The sequence below is a fragment of the Gymnodinialimonas sp. genome (genome assembly GCF_059726805.1).
The window spans coordinates 4,259,579-4,274,982 of sequence record NZ_AP041059.1 but is presented as its reverse complement, the minus strand read 5'-3'; the positions used below and the strand labels follow the sequence as shown (position 1 = coordinate 4,274,982).

The 15,404-nt window shown below is 63.3% G+C and carries 15 protein-coding genes; 5 read left to right on the top strand and 10 right to left on the bottom strand.

Annotated features, from left to right (window positions below; all coding sequences use genetic code 11):
- Positions 1 to 79: 79 nt before the first annotated feature.
- Positions 80 to 1,531, bottom strand: coding sequence for a hypothetical protein (locus AC6I9R_RS20975; RefSeq protein WP_461429322.1), 1,452 nt, complete (start codon positions 1,529 to 1,531; stop codon positions 80 to 82).
- Positions 1,532 to 1,844: 313 nt separating this feature from the next.
- Here AC6I9R_RS20975 and AC6I9R_RS20970 point away from each other — a divergent pair, with 313 nt between their 5' ends.
- On the top strand, positions 1,845 to 2,054 hold the full coding sequence (locus tag AC6I9R_RS20970) for a hypothetical protein (protein WP_461429323.1): 210 nt from the start codon (positions 1,845 to 1,847) through the stop codon (positions 2,052 to 2,054).
- Positions 2,055 to 2,223: 169 nt separating this feature from the next.
- On the opposite strand, the gene AC6I9R_RS20965 is transcribed toward AC6I9R_RS20970, so the two are convergent.
- Entirely contained in the window at positions 2,224 to 3,588 is a 1,365-nt protein-coding gene (locus AC6I9R_RS20965) for a polysaccharide biosynthesis/export family protein (RefSeq protein WP_497863041.1), read from the bottom strand.
- Between the two features lie 276 nt (positions 3,589 to 3,864).
- On the opposite strand from AC6I9R_RS20965, the gene pcaF reads away from it, so the two are divergent.
- The gene (gene pcaF, locus AC6I9R_RS20960) at positions 3,865 to 5,070 is read left to right on the top strand and encodes a 3-oxoadipyl-CoA thiolase (RefSeq protein WP_461428192.1); all 1,206 of its coding nucleotides are present in this window, start codon (positions 3,865 to 3,867) and stop codon (positions 5,068 to 5,070) included.
- A 75-nt stretch (positions 5,071 to 5,145) separates the two neighbouring features.
- Here pcaF and AC6I9R_RS20955 read toward each other — a convergent pair whose 3' ends face one another.
- The 7 genes from AC6I9R_RS20955 to paaI form a co-directional block, all read right to left on the bottom strand.
- Entirely contained in the window at positions 5,146 to 6,207 is a 1,062-nt protein-coding gene (locus AC6I9R_RS20955; RefSeq protein ID WP_461428193.1) for a 2Fe-2S iron-sulfur cluster-binding protein, read from the bottom strand.
- Positions 6,208 to 6,663: a 1,2-phenylacetyl-CoA epoxidase subunit PaaD gene (gene paaD / locus AC6I9R_RS20950; RefSeq protein ID WP_461428194.1), complete on the bottom strand. Its 456-nt coding sequence runs from the start codon at positions 6,661 to 6,663 to the stop codon at positions 6,208 to 6,210.
- 7 nt (positions 6,664 to 6,670) lie between these two features.
- Positions 6,671 to 7,423 carry a 1,2-phenylacetyl-CoA epoxidase subunit PaaC gene (paaC, locus tag AC6I9R_RS20945; protein ID WP_461428195.1) on the bottom strand — a complete coding sequence of 251 codons (753 nt, stop codon included), beginning with the start codon at positions 7,421 to 7,423 and terminating at the stop codon, positions 6,671 to 6,673.
- Positions 7,423 to 7,713 (bottom strand): 1,2-phenylacetyl-CoA epoxidase subunit PaaB, encoded by a 291-nt coding sequence (gene paaB, locus AC6I9R_RS20940; RefSeq protein ID WP_461428196.1) that lies wholly within the window; start codon positions 7,711 to 7,713, stop codon positions 7,423 to 7,425. Before paaB ends, paaC begins: the two co-directional genes overlap by 1 nt.
- 121 nt (positions 7,714 to 7,834) lie before the next feature.
- Positions 7,835 to 8,812, bottom strand: a complete 978-nt coding sequence (gene paaA / locus AC6I9R_RS20935) for a 1,2-phenylacetyl-CoA epoxidase subunit PaaA (RefSeq protein WP_461428197.1) — start codon at positions 8,810 to 8,812, stop codon at positions 7,835 to 7,837.
- Positions 8,813 to 9,006: 194 nt separating this feature from the next.
- On the bottom strand, positions 9,007 to 10,311 hold the full coding sequence (paaK, locus tag AC6I9R_RS20930) for a phenylacetate--CoA ligase PaaK (RefSeq protein ID WP_461428198.1): 1,305 nt from the start codon (positions 10,309 to 10,311) through the stop codon (positions 9,007 to 9,009).
- Positions 10,312 to 10,314: 3 nt separating this feature from the next.
- Positions 10,315 to 10,740, bottom strand: coding sequence for a hydroxyphenylacetyl-CoA thioesterase PaaI (gene paaI, locus AC6I9R_RS20925; protein ID WP_461428199.1), 426 nt, complete (start codon positions 10,738 to 10,740; stop codon positions 10,315 to 10,317).
- 130 nt (positions 10,741 to 10,870) lie between these two features.
- On the opposite strand from paaI, the gene paaZ reads away from it, so the two are divergent.
- A complete protein-coding gene (gene paaZ, locus AC6I9R_RS20920) occupies positions 10,871 to 12,865 on the top strand; it encodes a phenylacetic acid degradation bifunctional protein PaaZ (RefSeq protein ID WP_461428200.1) in 1,995 nt (664 codons plus the stop codon).
- Positions 12,862 to 13,635, top strand: a complete 774-nt coding sequence (locus tag AC6I9R_RS20915) for a hypothetical protein (protein WP_461428201.1) — start codon at positions 12,862 to 12,864, stop codon at positions 13,633 to 13,635. The genes paaZ and AC6I9R_RS20915 overlap by 4 nt, the downstream gene beginning before the upstream one ends.
- Here the strand turns inward: AC6I9R_RS20915 and AC6I9R_RS20910 are convergent.
- The gene (locus AC6I9R_RS20910) at positions 13,620 to 14,096 is read right to left on the bottom strand and encodes a MarR family winged helix-turn-helix transcriptional regulator (protein WP_461428202.1); all 477 of its coding nucleotides are present in this window, start codon (positions 14,094 to 14,096) and stop codon (positions 13,620 to 13,622) included. The genes AC6I9R_RS20915 and AC6I9R_RS20910 overlap by 16 nt on opposite strands.
- A gap of 235 nt (positions 14,097 to 14,331) precedes the next feature.
- On the opposite strand from AC6I9R_RS20910, the gene AC6I9R_RS20905 reads away from it, so the two are divergent.
- Complete coding sequence (locus tag AC6I9R_RS20905; protein WP_461428203.1) at positions 14,332 to 15,357, top strand: TRAP transporter substrate-binding protein; 1,026 nt, start codon at positions 14,332 to 14,334, stop codon at positions 15,355 to 15,357.
- Positions 15,358 to 15,404 lie beyond the last annotated feature (47 nt).

Genomic DNA, 15,404 nt, shown 5'->3' with positions numbered 1-15,404 from the left:
AAAAAAAGAACCCGCTTGCGATCTGACGTGCCAGATCTGCAAGCGGGATCCTTGAATTGGTCCAGTTGGCTCAGCGTCACTATGTGATCGAAACCGATTTGAACGTGTCCATTCCGTCTACGGACAACGCGACGCCGTCCGGGCCAATCAGCTTGAAAGCGTCATCGGCGGCAGGCTCCACGACCAGATGGCACGCTTTCGTCACCGGGCCCGGCACCATGGCGCCCGCTCCTTTGGTGACCGAAATGTGGCGCCCATGCGCCGATTGAATCACCACGCGGCGGCTTGCATCCAGCGTGACGGCAAAAGCGGTCTCGTTCCCCGGTCCGACGCCCTCTACGATTGTCAGGCGGGTGCCTTGCCCGATGAGGTAGGCGTTTTCCGCCGCCAGGATGTGGAAATTCGGCCCGCCCACGAAGCTGCTCGCAACATCGCCGAGTTGCGATTTGAACGCCTCCGAGAAGGTGCTTTGGGCAGCACTTGGGGGGCATTCCAGGGTGAACGTCGGAATGGCCGCCTCCAGCTTTTGCGCCAAGGCCTCCAGCGCGCTGAAGATCGACGCGAAATCCGGCAGCGATGGCACCGGAATATCGGCCAGCGCGAGCAATTGTTTGATGCCGGGGATCTCGTTGAGGATACTTGCCGCCAATTCTTTGAGCGGGTCGAGGATCGGCGCGAGGATCGGATTGAGGATTTCCATCGCCAGATCCGTGAAGGCTTTGAACTGGTCCAGGATGTCCTTGATGCTGACGTGAACGCCATAAAATGGCACCGGCGTCGGAATGGTGATCTTGAAGTTCAGCGCCGACATCAGGTTCGATAACGGCCCAAGCAACGGCGACAGGTCGTTGAGCAGGCTGGAGACCGCATCCGAGATCTCGGACAGGAAGTTCAGCTTGTTTTTCAGGTCGTTGATCGCCGCGTAGAACTTGTTGATCTCATCATTCGTGGTGGAAAGCGCGCTGTTCAAATCGGCGACCAGCGGCGTGGTATTGGCCGCAAAGGCCGCGATGAACTGCAGGCCTGCGGTCTTCGGCGGGCCATCCGGCAAGGAGTTCACGCAGGTGTTGATCTCCTTGAAATGCGCCAGGAACGACGTCGAGGTGGTGTTGATCTTGTTCGTGGCCGTAATCGCATCGGCCAGCAGGGGCTGCAGCTTCTGCAGCCCTTCGCGGATCGGCTTGACGCGGGCTTCGATCTTGTCGGCGACGGATTTGGCTTGATCCACCTCCGTCTTGATCGTCTTCAAAGCCTCCTGGATGACTTTGACCTCACTTCCGATCTCCGGAATGATCGAAACCGCCGTCAAGACGGGATCGATCGTGTCGATCACCTTGGACAGTTTGCCCAGGTCCGTGGCAACGGTCTTCGGGTAGGTCAGGACCTTGATGATCTCGGCAAGGTCGTCCTTAACTTTCGTGAGATTGGCAGAAAGCTCCGCTGAAAGCGTGGGGGTCTGGCCGAGGGTGTCGATGAAGGTCTGAGCGGACCCGTCGTCGCCTGCGCTAAGCGCAAGATAGTTGGAAGCCATGGTATTCCAGTCAAATGGAGAAAGGGAACGAGACGAAAACAAAAACAATACGTCATGGGTAGTGTTGCACCGAAGCTCTGTGAAAAGCGAGTCTTTCCTTCGGAGCTGTTCATGGGGAGGCGTTGTTCAAATTGTCGGGTGGAAGCAATATTATAGCAGGACGCACCCGTTGCGCCCGGGATTGAGAAACGCGCGTTAAGGTCAATTCGCCATTTGCGTAGTCACATTTGAGGCAGCGTTTATCTGCGTTGTCATGGGGCTGATCTTGAGTTATTTTTATTTCCAATCTGCTTAATTCATTTGGAGAACTGCCATGAAAAAGGTCCTTCTGTCGACCGCCCTGATTGCCGCGCTTGGCTCGACCGCTGTGGCGCAGGGCATTGCGCCCGTGACCAACGCCCCAACAACGGATGTCACCGTGGGCACTCAGGGCTTGGGCGATGCTGGGCTGATCGCTGCGACGGTCGGGGTTGCGGCCATAATCGCGATTGCGGCCGTGTCATCCTCCGACGGCAGTAACTAAGCGGCGGCCGCGCCTGCGCGATCAGCGCCCGTATAATTGAAAAAGCCCCGCCCGGGTTGTGATCCGGGCGGGGCTTTTTTGTGTGCTTTTGCTTCAGGTGGCTGCGGCCTTTTTTACCGCGCAGCTTGTCCCAAAACCGGTGCCCACTTTTGGGGCCGCGCTTGTGGCCTCAGTTCACCGCCGTCGCGCCGAGGTTGAGGATCGTCGGCGTGATCTGGTTGATCACCCGGTTCCAGCGCGTCACCGGCTGTTCGGCCACGAAAATCACGTCGCCCGGGCGCAGCTCCAGCCGGGTGGCCAGCACCAGGTTGGCCGCGTTCGAGCCGTCCAGCTGATAGGCCGTGACCGAGCTGGCGTAGGACGAATTCTCCTGGGCGCGCATCAGGTAGATCTGCGACGGGTTGCCGGTGCTCGCACTCCAGCCGCCCGCATCAAAGAGCGCATCGGCCAGAACCGCGCGGTTCTCGAACGGCAACTCGAAGCGGCCCGGCGAGGTCACTTCGCCCGCGATATAGACGTACTCACCGCCCTCGGCCCCGAACTCCAGCCGGTCGCGGAAGTTCTGGCGGCTCTCGTCCAGCGCGCCGCGGCGGATCGAGACCTCGGTCTGCAGCTCGGCGATGGCATTGGCCCGGGCGCTTTGGGTGTATTGGGCGCGCGCGATGACCTCTTCGAAATAGGCCTGGGCCTGCTCGAAATCATAGGCGGTGTCGACGAACAGGCTGTCGCCGTCAATCAGCCGGACCCGCTGCAGCCCCTGGTTGGAATAGAGGTCCTGGGTCGGGATCTGGTAGAGGTTGCCGTCGCGGTAAATGCGGATCACCGCGAAATCGTCCGAGCTGATGTCCAGGCCCCCCGCCGAGGCCAGAACCTCGGCCAGATAGACCGGCGTCATGCCCACGGGCACCACGCCCGGGCTGCGCACCGCGCCGCCGACCGAGATCCGCTGCGAGTTGAACTCGGCCACTTCCAGGCTGAACGAGGGGTCGATGCGCGCGGCGATCAGACGCTCGAAGATCGCGTCCTCGGCCTCGGCCAGCGTCATGTCGCCTACGGTGATCCGGCCGACATCGGGAATGGCGATGTCGCCGTCGTCCTGCACGGTATAGCCCTGGCGCTGGTTCTGGGCGGCCACGAGCCCGGCCAGCTCTTCAACGGTCGATTCGCCGCGCGGCGTGGCCAGCAGCAGCACATCGCCCACGCCGATCCGGTACGAGCCGGGGTTGACCTGGGGCGGCACCCGCAGCTCCAACGCGCCGGGGCGCGCCTGGGCGTCAAACACCGGGTCCGGCAACCGCGCGCCGCCGCGCGGGCCGCTGCCGCCACCGGCAATCCTGGAAAACGCCGCCGGCAGATCCTGGGGCTGATAGGCCGAACGGTTCGCATGGGTCACCACCGCCGGCGACAACTCAACCACCCGAACCCCGTCCTCACCGCCAAACTCCGACACATCCGGCGACACATACGCCGACCCACACGCCGACAAGCCCAACATCCCCAAGCCCGCCATCACCGCGCGTAGTAGCTTCATCATCAATTTCCCCCTGCGGCCCTTTCGGAGGTTCGATCAGGCCTTTGCTTACGCACTTCCTACACAGATCCCGACGCCCGTGACACCGCCCACGGGGCTATTGTCGAAAAAATCCGAACACTTTGTTTCGCGACGATGCATTCGCGTCACGGTCATGGCGGCGGGAGTGTCCTTTCCGGTTTTTACGTTACGCACCTGCGCCTGCCCACCCTGTAGGCGTAACGCTTTCCTCCCCCTCTGGCGCCTGCTACCCTGAGGCGTTCAATGGGGAGAGACGCCATGGCTGAGGCTTTTATTTGCGACTACATCCGCACGCCCATCGGGCGCTTCGGTGGGGCTTTGTCCGGGGTGCGGGCGGATGATCTGGGGGCTGTGCCTTTGGCGGCCCTGATGGCGCGGAACGCTGGCGTCGATTGGTCCGCTGTTGAGGACATCTATTTTGGATGCGCCAACCAGGCGGGCGAAGACAACCGCAACGTCGCGCGCATGTCGGCGCTTCTGGCGGGCCTGCCGGAAGCGGTGCCGGGCACCACGATCAACCGGCTCTGCGGTTCAGGTATGGATGCGGTGATTGCGGCGGCGCGTGCCATCAAGGCGGGCGAGGCAGAGCTTATGTTGGCCGGTGGCGTCGAAAGCATGTCGCGCGCCCCGTTCGTCATGCCAAAGGCCGATGCGGCCTTCTCTCGCAAGGCCGAGATCTTTGACACCACCATCGGCTGGCGCTTCGTGAACCCGGTGATGAAGGCGCAGTACGGGATCGATTCAATGCCCGAAACGGCAGAGAATGTGGCCGAGGACTACGCCGTGTCGCGCGAAGATCAGGACGCCTTCGCCGCACGCTCTCAGGCAAGGGCGGGGGCCGCGATGGCCTCGGGCCGATTGGCGGAAGAGATCACGCCGGTCAGCATCCCGCGCCGTAAAAGAGAGCCGGTAGTGGTTGCGCAGGATGAACACCCGCGCCCTGATACCGACGCGGCGGCGCTGGCCAAGCTGCGCGCCCCGTTCCGGGAGGGCGGCAGCGTGACGGCGGGCAACGCCTCGGGTGTCAACGACGGAGCGGCGGCGCTGATCATCGCGTCCGAGGCGGCGGCGGTGAAGCACGGCTTGACGCCCATCGCGCGGATCATGGGCGGTGCCGTTGCGGGGGTTGCCCCGCGCGTGATGGGGATCGGCCCTTTGCCCGCCTCGCAAAAGCTGATGGCGCGGCTGGGGCTTGGGATCGCCGACTTCGACGTGATCGAGTTGAATGAGGCTTTCGCAGCACAGGGTCTCGCCGTGACGCGGGGCCTGGGGATCGCCGACGACGATCCACGCGTGAACCCCAACGGCGGCGCGATTGCGCTGGGGCATCCCCTGGGCATGTCAGGCGCGCGGATCACCGGAACAGCGGCGCTGGAAATGCGCCTGCGCGGGGGTAAGCGGGCCCTGGCCACCATGTGCATTGGCGTCGGGCAGGGCATTGCGGTAGCGCTGGAAGCCACCTGAAAATTCTTATACAATAACAACGATATCTTTATAAATCAGTATCTTGACTACCCTGCTCAAGCTTGAGCACCCCCCTCAATGGTCTTGATACTCCACCGTGATCTTGTCCGTTGAGGGCAATGCCTGACAGCTAAGAACCATGCCGCGCGCGACCTCATAGTCTTCCAGCGCGTGGTTCGTGATCATCTGCGCCTCACCCGCTGTGACCTTGCACATGCAGGTAGAGCAGACCCCCGCACGGCACGCATAGGGCGCGTCGAGACCGGCGCGCAGGGCGGCGGCGAGGATCGTCTCGCCGGGGTCAACGGCAACCTCCTGGGCGGTGCCGTCAACGATGATCGTGGCGGTCGCTTGGGTGGCGCTCTCATCGGGGGCATGGCTCTGCGGGAGCTGGCCCTGCTGGGTCGCGGCGAAGAGTTCGTACTTGATGGCGGCCTTCGCCATACCGTGGTGGGCGAGGCGGTCGGCGATGGTCTCCATCGCGGGTTCCGGCCCGCAGATGAACGCGGCGTCGGCCGTCTCAACGTCAATCCATTGGGTGAACATCGCGTCCAGTTTGGTGGCGTCCACGCGCCCCGTGAACAGGTCGATGCCCGTCGGGTCGTTCTTGAGGATGTGGATGATGTTGAGGCGGGTGAGGTTCTCGTTCTTGAGGTCCTCCAGCTCTTCTCGGAACATCACATCACGCGCGGTTCGGTTGGCGTAGATCAGGGTGAAGCGGCTACCGGGTTCCACCGCCAGCGTGCTGCGCAGGATCGACAGAATGGGCGTGATGCCAGAGCCGATGGCGAACCCCAGGTAGTGGTTCTTCGCATCGGGGTTGAGCGGCGTGTGGAAGCTGCCCATCGGGGACAGCGCTTCGATTGTGTCCCCAACGGCAAGGGTGTCATTCGCCCAGGTAGAGAACGCGCCACCCGCAACTTTCTTGATCCCGACCTCCAGCGTGCCATCGGTAACGCCCGCGCTGATAGAATAGGCGCGGCGAAGCTCCACGCCGTCGATGACTTGCCGGAAGGTCAGGTATTGGCCCTGGATGAACGGCAAGGTGGAGCCGTCTTGCGGGACCAGTTGAACCGACACGGCGTCAGACGTCGTGCGGTGGATCGCGGTGACGGTCAGGGGGATGAACTTGGCCATTCAGATGCACTTGAAATAGTCGAAGGGTTCCAGACAATCCATGCAGCGCCATTGCGCCTTGCAGGGGGTGGAGCCGAATTGGCTGATCCGTTCGAGGTTCGTGGACTGGCAGCGGGGGCACTGCGCCGGGCCGCCCGCGGGATTGGGCGGGGCAATGCCGTATTCTTCGAGTTTCGCGCGGCCTTTGTCCGACAGCCAGTCCGTCGTCCAGGGCGGCGCGATCTGGCGCTTGATCTGAGGGGCGGTGCCCTTGGCTTGAAGCGCCTCAAGGACGCTCAGCTCAATCACGGCGGTGGCCGGGCAGCCGGAATAGGTGGGCGTGAGGGTGATTTCCAGCGTGTCGCCTTGCCACGCGACGTCGCGGACGATGCCAAGATCAACCACGGAGATCACGGGAATTTCCGGGTCGGGAACGGCGTCGAGCCAGGTCCAGATTTGATCGGTGGAGGGCCTCACGGTGCGCTTACCATTGGGCGCCGGGGTAGGCGCGTTGAAGCCATTGCATCTGCGTCAGAAGGTGGCCCAGATGCTCGGAATGCCGAGCGCCGGTCAGGCCGCCGTGGTGCGCGAAGCGGCTTTCAGGGACCCTAAGCGTGGCCTCAGACAGGATCGCGCCGATGGTATCGTCGTAGGCCGGGCGCAGATCGGCAGGGCTTTCAGCGATGCCGGGCAGGGTGGTGTCGGGGGCGAAGAGCTCCCCCACGAAAGGATAGAGAAGGTCGAGGGCGCGCTGCATGCGGCCGTGGCTTTCCTCGGTCCCATCGCCAAGGCGGATCACCAGATCAGTGGAGCGCTCGGCGTGGTAGGTGACTTCCTTGGAAGCCTTGGCGGCGATGGCAGCGATCTGGTCATGCTCAGAGTTTGAAAGCTTGCGCAACATAGCCAAATGCCAGTGATCAAACAGGAACTGCCGCATGATCGTTTGGGCAAAGTCACCGTTGGGCTGCTGCACCAACAGGCAGCAGCGAAAGTCCCAGGCATCGCGGAGCATCGCCAAATCGTCGGCACTGCGGCCCTCCCCCTCGACCTCTCCCGCCAGGCCGAGCCACATCTGCGTCTGGCCAATGAAATCCAACGCCGTGTTGGCCAGGGCGATGTCTTCCTCCAGGATCGGCGCCTTGCCGCACCATTCAGACAGACGATGACCGAGAACCAGAGTGGTGTCGCCCATGCGCAGGAGGAACTCGAACAGAGTGTTTTCCGCGTCCTGTTGCATCACATTGGGCCCACTTCTTTGGGGATCGGGAAGAACGTCGGGTGGCGGTAGGCCTTGTCCTCGGCCGGGTCGAACAGCGGGCCCTTCTTAGAGGGGCTGGAAGCGGCGATGGCACTGGCCGGAACGGCCCAGATCGAGACGCCTTCCTTGCGGCGCGTGTAGACATCGCGCGCGTTCAGGATCGCCATCTCGGCATCCGGCGCGTGGAGCGAGCCAACATGGCGGTGGGACGCGCCGTGCTGGCCGCGAATGAAGATCTCCCACAGGGGCCACTCGCGTTTATCTGTCATGGGGTCCTCCGTGGGGTTGGGGCCGGGCAAGGCTCTTGCAAGAGCCTTGCGACGTCCTTCGAAGGACGTCCGGCCGGGCGACCCTTCAAAGGGTCGCGGCAAACTCTTGCAAGAGTTTGCGTCACGCCGCCGCACCTTTCCTGGCAGCTTTCTTGTCGGCGTGGGCGACCATTGCGTCGCGTACCCAGGCCCCGTCGTCCCATGCCTTCTTGCGGGTGGCGATGCGGTCGACCGAACAGGGGCCGTTGCCCTTCAAAACGTCAAAGAACTCATCCCAATCGGGCTCGGCGAAGTCATAGCCCTGTTTTTCGTCATTCCATTTCAGCGTCTCGTCCGGGATCGTCAGGCCGAGGTATTCGGCTTGCGGGACCGTCTGGTCGACGAACTTCTGGCGCAACTCGTCATTGGTGTTCATCTTGATCTTCCAAGCCATGGACTGGCTGGAATGGACGCTGTCCTTGTCGCTGGGGCCGAACATCATCAGGGACGGGAACCAAAGCCGATTGAGCGCGTCCTGCGCCATCCGCTTTTGCGCCTCAGATCCCGCGCACATCTTCATCATGATGTCGAAGCCCTGGCGCTGATGGAAGCTTTCTTCCTTGCACACCCGGATCATCGCCCGTGAATAGGGCCCAAACGACGTCCGTTGCAGCGGCACCTGGTTCATGATCGCGGCGCCATCAACCAGCCAGCCCACCGCGCCCATGTCGGCCCAGGTCAGCGTCGGATAGGCAAAGATCGACGAATACTTCATCCGCCCATCCAGCAGCATTTCCGTCATTTCATCGCGCGAAACGCCAAGCGTTTCCGCAGCACAATAGAGGTAGAGGCCATGGCCGGCCTCGTCTTGCACCTTGGCGAGCAGGATCGCCTTGCGCTCCAGCGTCGGCGCGCGGGTGACCCAGTTGCCCTCGGGCAATTGGCCGACAATCTCGGAATGCGCATGCTGGCCGATCTGACGGATCAGGGTCTTGCGATAGCCTTCCGGCATCCAATCCTTGGGCTCAATCTTCTCGCCCGCATCGATGCGAGCCTGAAAGGCGGCCAGCTTCTCCGGATCGTCGGAGCTCGCCTCGGATTTCACCATTTGAGCGTACATATACTTCACTCCCTCTTACGTCTGTGCCTACCAGATTCTCGACTGCCCGTCCAACGTAATGTTACCGAAACTCGCAAAACTCGGAAAACCTGTAACACAATGTAGCCCTTTCCCCGTTCCCGAAATATCCCGGGGAGCGCGAGGGGCAGGGCCCCTCGCATTGGTCGACCCGGCGCAAGCCGGGGCGAAACCCCTCAACTGCGGTTGTCAATCACGCGACGTGCCTTGCCTTGGCTGCGCTCCACCGTGCCTGGATCGGCGACGATCACCTGAGTGGAGATCCCGACCACTTCCTTGATGCGATGGGCCAGGGTCGCGGCCTGGACCGCCCGGGCCTCCCCATCACCATGATGGGGGAGGCTTTCAACGTGGACACGCATGGCGTCCATCTGGCCGTCCTTGATCAACTCGATCTGGTAATAGGGCGCGAGGCCCTCAACGGTGAGGACTTGTTCCTCGATCTGGGTTGGGAAGACGTTGACGCCGCGCAGGATGATCATGTCGTCGGAGCGTCCGGTGATCTTCTCCATCCGCCGCATGCTCCGCGCGGTGCCGGGCAGAAGGCGGGTCAGGTCGCGCGTGCGGTAGCGGATGATCGGCATGCCTTCCTTGGTGAGCGTGGTGAAGACCAACTCGCCCATTTCACCATCGGGAACAGGGTCGCCAGTGACGGGATCGATGATCTCGGGGTAGAAATTGTCCTCCCAGATGTGCAGGCCGTCCTTTGTTTCCACGCATTCGTTGGCGACGCCGGGGCCCATAACTTCGCTGAGGCCGTAAATATCTACAGCGTGCATATCAAACGCGGCCTCGACCTCGGACCGCATCTTGTTGGTCCAGGGCTCTGCGCCGAAAATGCCTACTTCCAGGCTACTGGCGCGGGGATCAATTCCCTGGCGGTGATATTCCTCCAGCAGGTTGAGCATGTAGGAGGGCGTGACCATGATCGTGGTCGGCTTAAAATCTTCTATAAGAGTGACTTGCCGCGCGGTCATGCCGCCTGACACCGGCACAACGGTGCAGCCGAGCCTTTCGGCCCCGTAATGCGCCCCGAGGCCGCCGGTGAAGAGCCCGTAGCCATAGGCGATGTGCACCATATCACCCGGCGCGGTGCCCGAGGCGCGCATGGAGCGGGCGACCATGTTCGACCACATGTCGATGTCGCTCGCTGTGTAGCCCACGACGGTGGGCTTGCCGGTGGTCCCGGACGACGCGTGGATGCGGGTAATCTGGTCGCGCGGGACGGCGAACATGCCGAAGGGGTAATTGTCGCGCAGGTCCGATTTCACCGTGAAGGGAAACTTGGAGAGGTCTGCAAGGCTCTGCAGATCCGAGGGGTGGACGCCCACGGCGTCGAATTGCGCCCGGTAGAAGGGGACGTTGTCGTAGGCGTGTTGCAAGGACCACTTTAGGCGGCTCAGCTGCAGGGCTGCAATTTCGTCGCGAGAGGCGGTCTCGATCGGGTCGAGGGTGTCACGGGGGGGTGTCAGGTCGCGCATGGATTATTCCTCGAACAGGTGCCCGCCGATGGCGCGAGAGGCGCCGCGGAACAGGGCGATGGTCTCGCCGGACTGATTGGTGACGGTGACGTCGGTGATGCCGGAGCGGCCCTTCAGCGTCGTCTCAACTGCTGTGGCGGTGATTGTGTCACCCAGACGGACCGGCGCCAGGAAGCTGATGGTGTTGTGCTGGGCCACGGTGGAGATGTTGCGAGAGTTGCAGGCGAAGGCAAAGGCTGAGTCAGCCAGCATGAAAGTGACGCCGCCGTGGCCAATGCCATGGCCGTTACAGTGATCTTCGCGGATCTTGAGCGTGAGGGTCGCAGTGCCCTCATCGACATGGGTGATTTCCATGCCGACCCAGGCGGAGGCCTTGTCGCCTTTCCACATCGCCGCCGCGCTGCGCTCTGCGCGCTCTTTCGGCGTCATCGAGCCGCTCGCGTGAATGATTGGCGATCTAAACGCATGTGCCCCTCCCCGACAGGATGCGAAACTTCTCCCTTGCGGCACCCTGCCGCATCGCGCAAAGTGTTACAAGATTTTTCGGGAGGGAGAAATCATGCAACACGTTGGGAGCTTCGCCAAAGGCGGCTGGATTTCTGCGGGCGCGGGCGCACGAGAAGTTGCGGATGCTGCGACGGGGCAGGTTATCGCCTTGGCGGGGAACGATAATCTCGACGTGGAAGGAATGATCGCCTACGCGCGGGATGTCGGCGGGCCGGGCCTGCGGGCGCTCGATTTCCATGATCGCGCGCGCATGCTCAAGGCGTTGGCGTTGCATTTGAACGCCCACAAGCAGGCTCTCTACGATCTGTCGTTCACCACAGGGGCGACCCAGGCGGACCACGGATTTGATGTCGATGGCGGGATCGGGACGCTGTTTGTTTTCGCCTCCAAGGGGCGGCGAGAAATGCCGGAGGGGCATGTGTTGATCGACGGCGGGTTTGAGCCGTTGGGGCGCACGGGCGCGTTTGGGGGGCAGCACATCTACACGCCGCGCCTCGGCGTGGCACTGCATATCAATGCGTTCAATTTCCCGGTCTGGGGCATGCTGGAAAAGATCGCCCCGGCCCTTCTGGCGGGCGTCCCGAGCATTGTGAAACCGGCGACGGCGACGTGCCATGTGACAGAGCTGTGCGTCAGGTTGATGCTGGACGCCGGCGTGTTGCCGGACGGCGCGTTGCAGCTGATCTGTGGCGGTGTGGGCAATGGCTTGGCGCATCTGGGGCCGCAGGATGCGGTGACGTTCACCGGATCCGCCGCGACGGCGGGGATCGTGCAGGGGGCCTTGCCACGCGGCGTGCCGTTCACGGCGGAACAGGACTCGCTCAACGCGTCGATCATGGGGCCGGATGTGACGGTGGAGGCCCCCGAGTTCGAATTGATGGTCAAGGAGGTGGTCCGCGAGATGACCACCAAGGCGGGGCAGAAATGCACGGCCATTCGGCGGGTGATGGTGCCTCAGCCCCTCCTCCAACCGCTCGTTGAGCGGCTGTCCTCGCAGCTGTCCCGGGTTGTGGTGGGCGACCCGAGGGACGAGGGGACGCGGATGGGGCCTGTCGTGTCAGCCTCGCAAAAGCGCGATGTTTTGGAGAAGGCGGCGGCCATCGGCGCGGAGGCGGAATGCGTGCTTGAGGGCGAGCATGGGATGGAACGGGGGGCGTTTGTGTCGCCCAAACTGTTCCATTGCGCCGATCCCGATGGGGCGGAGGCTGTGCATGGGACGGAGGCCTTCGGGCCTGTCTCAACCATCATGGGATACCGCGATCTGGATCACTCCGTCAGCTTGGCCAACAAAGGCCAGGGATCGCTGGTGGCCTCCCTGTTCACCCATAGCGGCGATGTGGCGCGCGAGGTCGCTCTGGGGATTGGGGCCTGGCATGGGCGCGTCTACATCAACGATCGCGACACCGGGCGCGAGGCCACGGGCCACGGCGCGCCGATGCCGCATTTGACCCACGGCGGGCCGGGGCGGGCTGGCGGTGGCGAGGAACTTGGCGGCATCCGCGCGGTGAAGCACTACATGCAGCGGGTGGCGGTTCAGGGCTCGCCTTCAATGCTGAGTGCTGTGACGGGGCGGTGGGTGCCGGGGGCGGCGAAGACCGCGGTGGATGTCCATCCGTTCCGGGTAAAGTTTGGGGACCTCGCGCTGGGCCGAACGCTCAGGACCGAGACGCGCGTGATCACGCTGGAGGATGTGGAACACTTCGCCCATTTCACCGGGGACACGTTCTACGCCCATATGGATGACGCGGCGGCGGAGCGAAACCCGTTCTTTCCGGGGCGCGTGGCCCATGGCTACCTGATCCTTTCGTTTGCTGCGGGGCTGTTCGTGGAACCTGCTGAGGGGCCTGTTCTCGCGAACACGGGGCTCGACAACCTGCGGTTCCTTAAGCCTGTGGTGCCGGGCGACAGCATAGTTGTCGACCTTACGGTGATGGACCGCAAATCGCGCAACGAGGTGTACGGCGAGGTGCGGTGGCATGCGAGGGTCACCAATCAGGAGGGCGAGGCCGTGGCGGAATATGAGTTGCTGACGATGGTTGCAAAGTGAGCGACCCGGTCCGCCAATTGGCAGAGGCGTTGAACGCGGAGGCACCGCTGAAGCTGTGGTCCGTGTTGGTGTCCTGCCTGGGGGACGTGAGCCGGGACGGCTCGGTCGAAGTGTCGGGAATCGCGCTGTCCGCCCTAGTGGAGCGGGTCGGCTTGCAGCCGCAGGCGATGCGGGTGGCGCTACATCGGTTGAAACGGGATGGATGGGTCGAAAGCCGCCGCGACGGGCGCGTGGGATTTCACCGCCTGTCAGAGACCGCCTTGGCACAGACCTGGCGCGTGGCAGAGCGCATTTATGGGCCCGCAGCCGGGTCAGACGAATGGCATCTGGTGGGCATGCCACCGGACATGCCCGATGGCCTGTCGGTGTTGCCCGATAGCGTCTCGGCCGTGGCAATCTCGCGCAGTTTTGCGCTGGCGTTCGGGCCGGTGGAGGACATGCCCGAGGCCTGGCTGGTGACCGCACCGGGGCCGCGCGGATTGCCGGCCTGGGTGCGCGACGTCCTGGCCGAGGCCGGATGCGAGAGCGAGTTCATGGCGCTTGAGGAGGCGATTGCGGCGATTGACGTGCTGCCTGACGATCCGACCGAACGCTTTGCCCTGCGGGTCCTGGTGCTGCACGGATGGCGCCGTTTGGCCCTGAGGTCCAACCCGGCGGCGGAGGCCGCCCTGGGCGACACGCGGGCCGAGACGCGGTGCCGCGCGCGGGTCCACGCGATGCTGGACAGGCTGGGCCCGGTCGCGCCCGAATTCCTTCAGGGTGTGCCATGAACAGGTTTTGTGATCAGCGGCGCGCGGGCCGTCGCATTGCCGGCCTCGGCCACTTTGGCGGCGAGGCGAATGAACTCGGCACGCTCGGCCTCAGACAGGCCGGGGAGGATATCGGCCTGGATCTCTCGTACGTGGGGCAGCAGCGCGTCGAGCAGGGTGGCGCCCGCTTCGGTCAGCGCCAAGACCTTGGCGCGGCGGTCTTTTTCGTTCTGGTGTCGGGTGACCAGGCCTTTGGCCTCCAACCGCTCCACCACGCCGCCAATGGTGGGGCGGTCGTGGGCAATCAGGCCTGCCATCGTCGCCTGATCAATGCCGGGCGCGCGCGCCAACACGGCCAGTGTCGCAAATTGCGGCGCGGTCAGATCGTGGCCCAAGGCGCGCATCCGGTCCGAAAACACCGAGATAGAGATTTGTTGCAAACGCCGTATCAGATGGCCGGGCATCGTGTAGATTTCAGTCATGGAAGTGATTCTACCCGGTCCTATCACTGCGGCAACCATGGGAATGATAAGTGCGCTTTCTTTTTGCAAAGGGGGCGCGCAGATCGGGAGGATCGAGCGAAAACTGGTGACATGACATAATAGTTATGCTCCATATCTATTCATCTTGCGGTTGTGTTCCAGAAATGCGGCTGCAAACATTTCGGAGATAAGGCGGCGCAACCGCCACCGAAAAACCACTGGGAGGAAGATCAACATGAAGACGAAACTTTTGATGACGACGGTCGCTGCGGGCGCCATGCTTGCCACCGGCGCAATGGCCCAAGAGGTGACGCTGCGCCTGCACCAGTTCCTGCCCGCGCAGGCCAACGTGCCCGCGCTGGTCCTTGATGTCTGGGCCGACCAGGTCGAGGAAGCATCCGGTGGGCGCATCGAGATTGAGCGCTATCCGTCGATGCAGCTTGGCGGCTCCCCGCCCGAGTTGATGGACCAGGCCATCGATGGCGTGGCCGATATCGTCTGGACCGTGGTCGGCTACACGCCAGGCCGCTTCCCCAGCACGGAAGTGTTCGAGCTGCCGTTCATGGTCGCCGACGCCCGCGCTGCGTCCTGCGCCTACTGGACGATGTATGAAGAAGGCATGCAGGAAGAATTCTCTGCCGTGCACCTGCTCGGCACTTGGGTCCACGGCCCCGGCATGTTCCACACCGCCGATCCGGTTGAGGTCCCCAGTGACCTTGAGGGGATGCAGATCCGTGGCGGCTCGCGCCTTGTGAACCAATTGCTGGAGCTGACGGGTGCGACGCCCGTGGGCATGCCCGTGCCCGCCGTGCCGGAAGCGCTGTCGCGTGGCACGATTGATGGCACCACGATCCCCTGGGAAGTTACCGCCGCCTTGCGCGTGCCGGAACTCGTCGAGAACCACACCGGGTTTGAGGGCAATGGCCTTTACACGCTGACCTTTGTCCTGGCGATGAACAACGACGCCTACGATGCGATGCCCGAAGATCTGCAGCAGATCCTCGACGATAACTCGGGCCTCGACTTCTCCATCTTCGCGGGCGGCACCCAGGCCGATGCCGACGGCCCCGCGCGGGAGCTGGCGGTGGATGCGGGCAACAACATCATCATGATCGATGAAGCTACCGCAGAATCCGAGTGGCTACCCGTTGTCGGGCCGATCTATGACACCTGGATCGCCGATGTGGCGGGCAGCGGGCTGGACGGCCAAGCGCTGATCGACCGCGCGCGCGAGTTGATGGCGGGCGATTGCGCCCAGTAATCCCCTGATCGACACGGGCCGCGGCGGGCAACTGCCGCGGCCCTTTG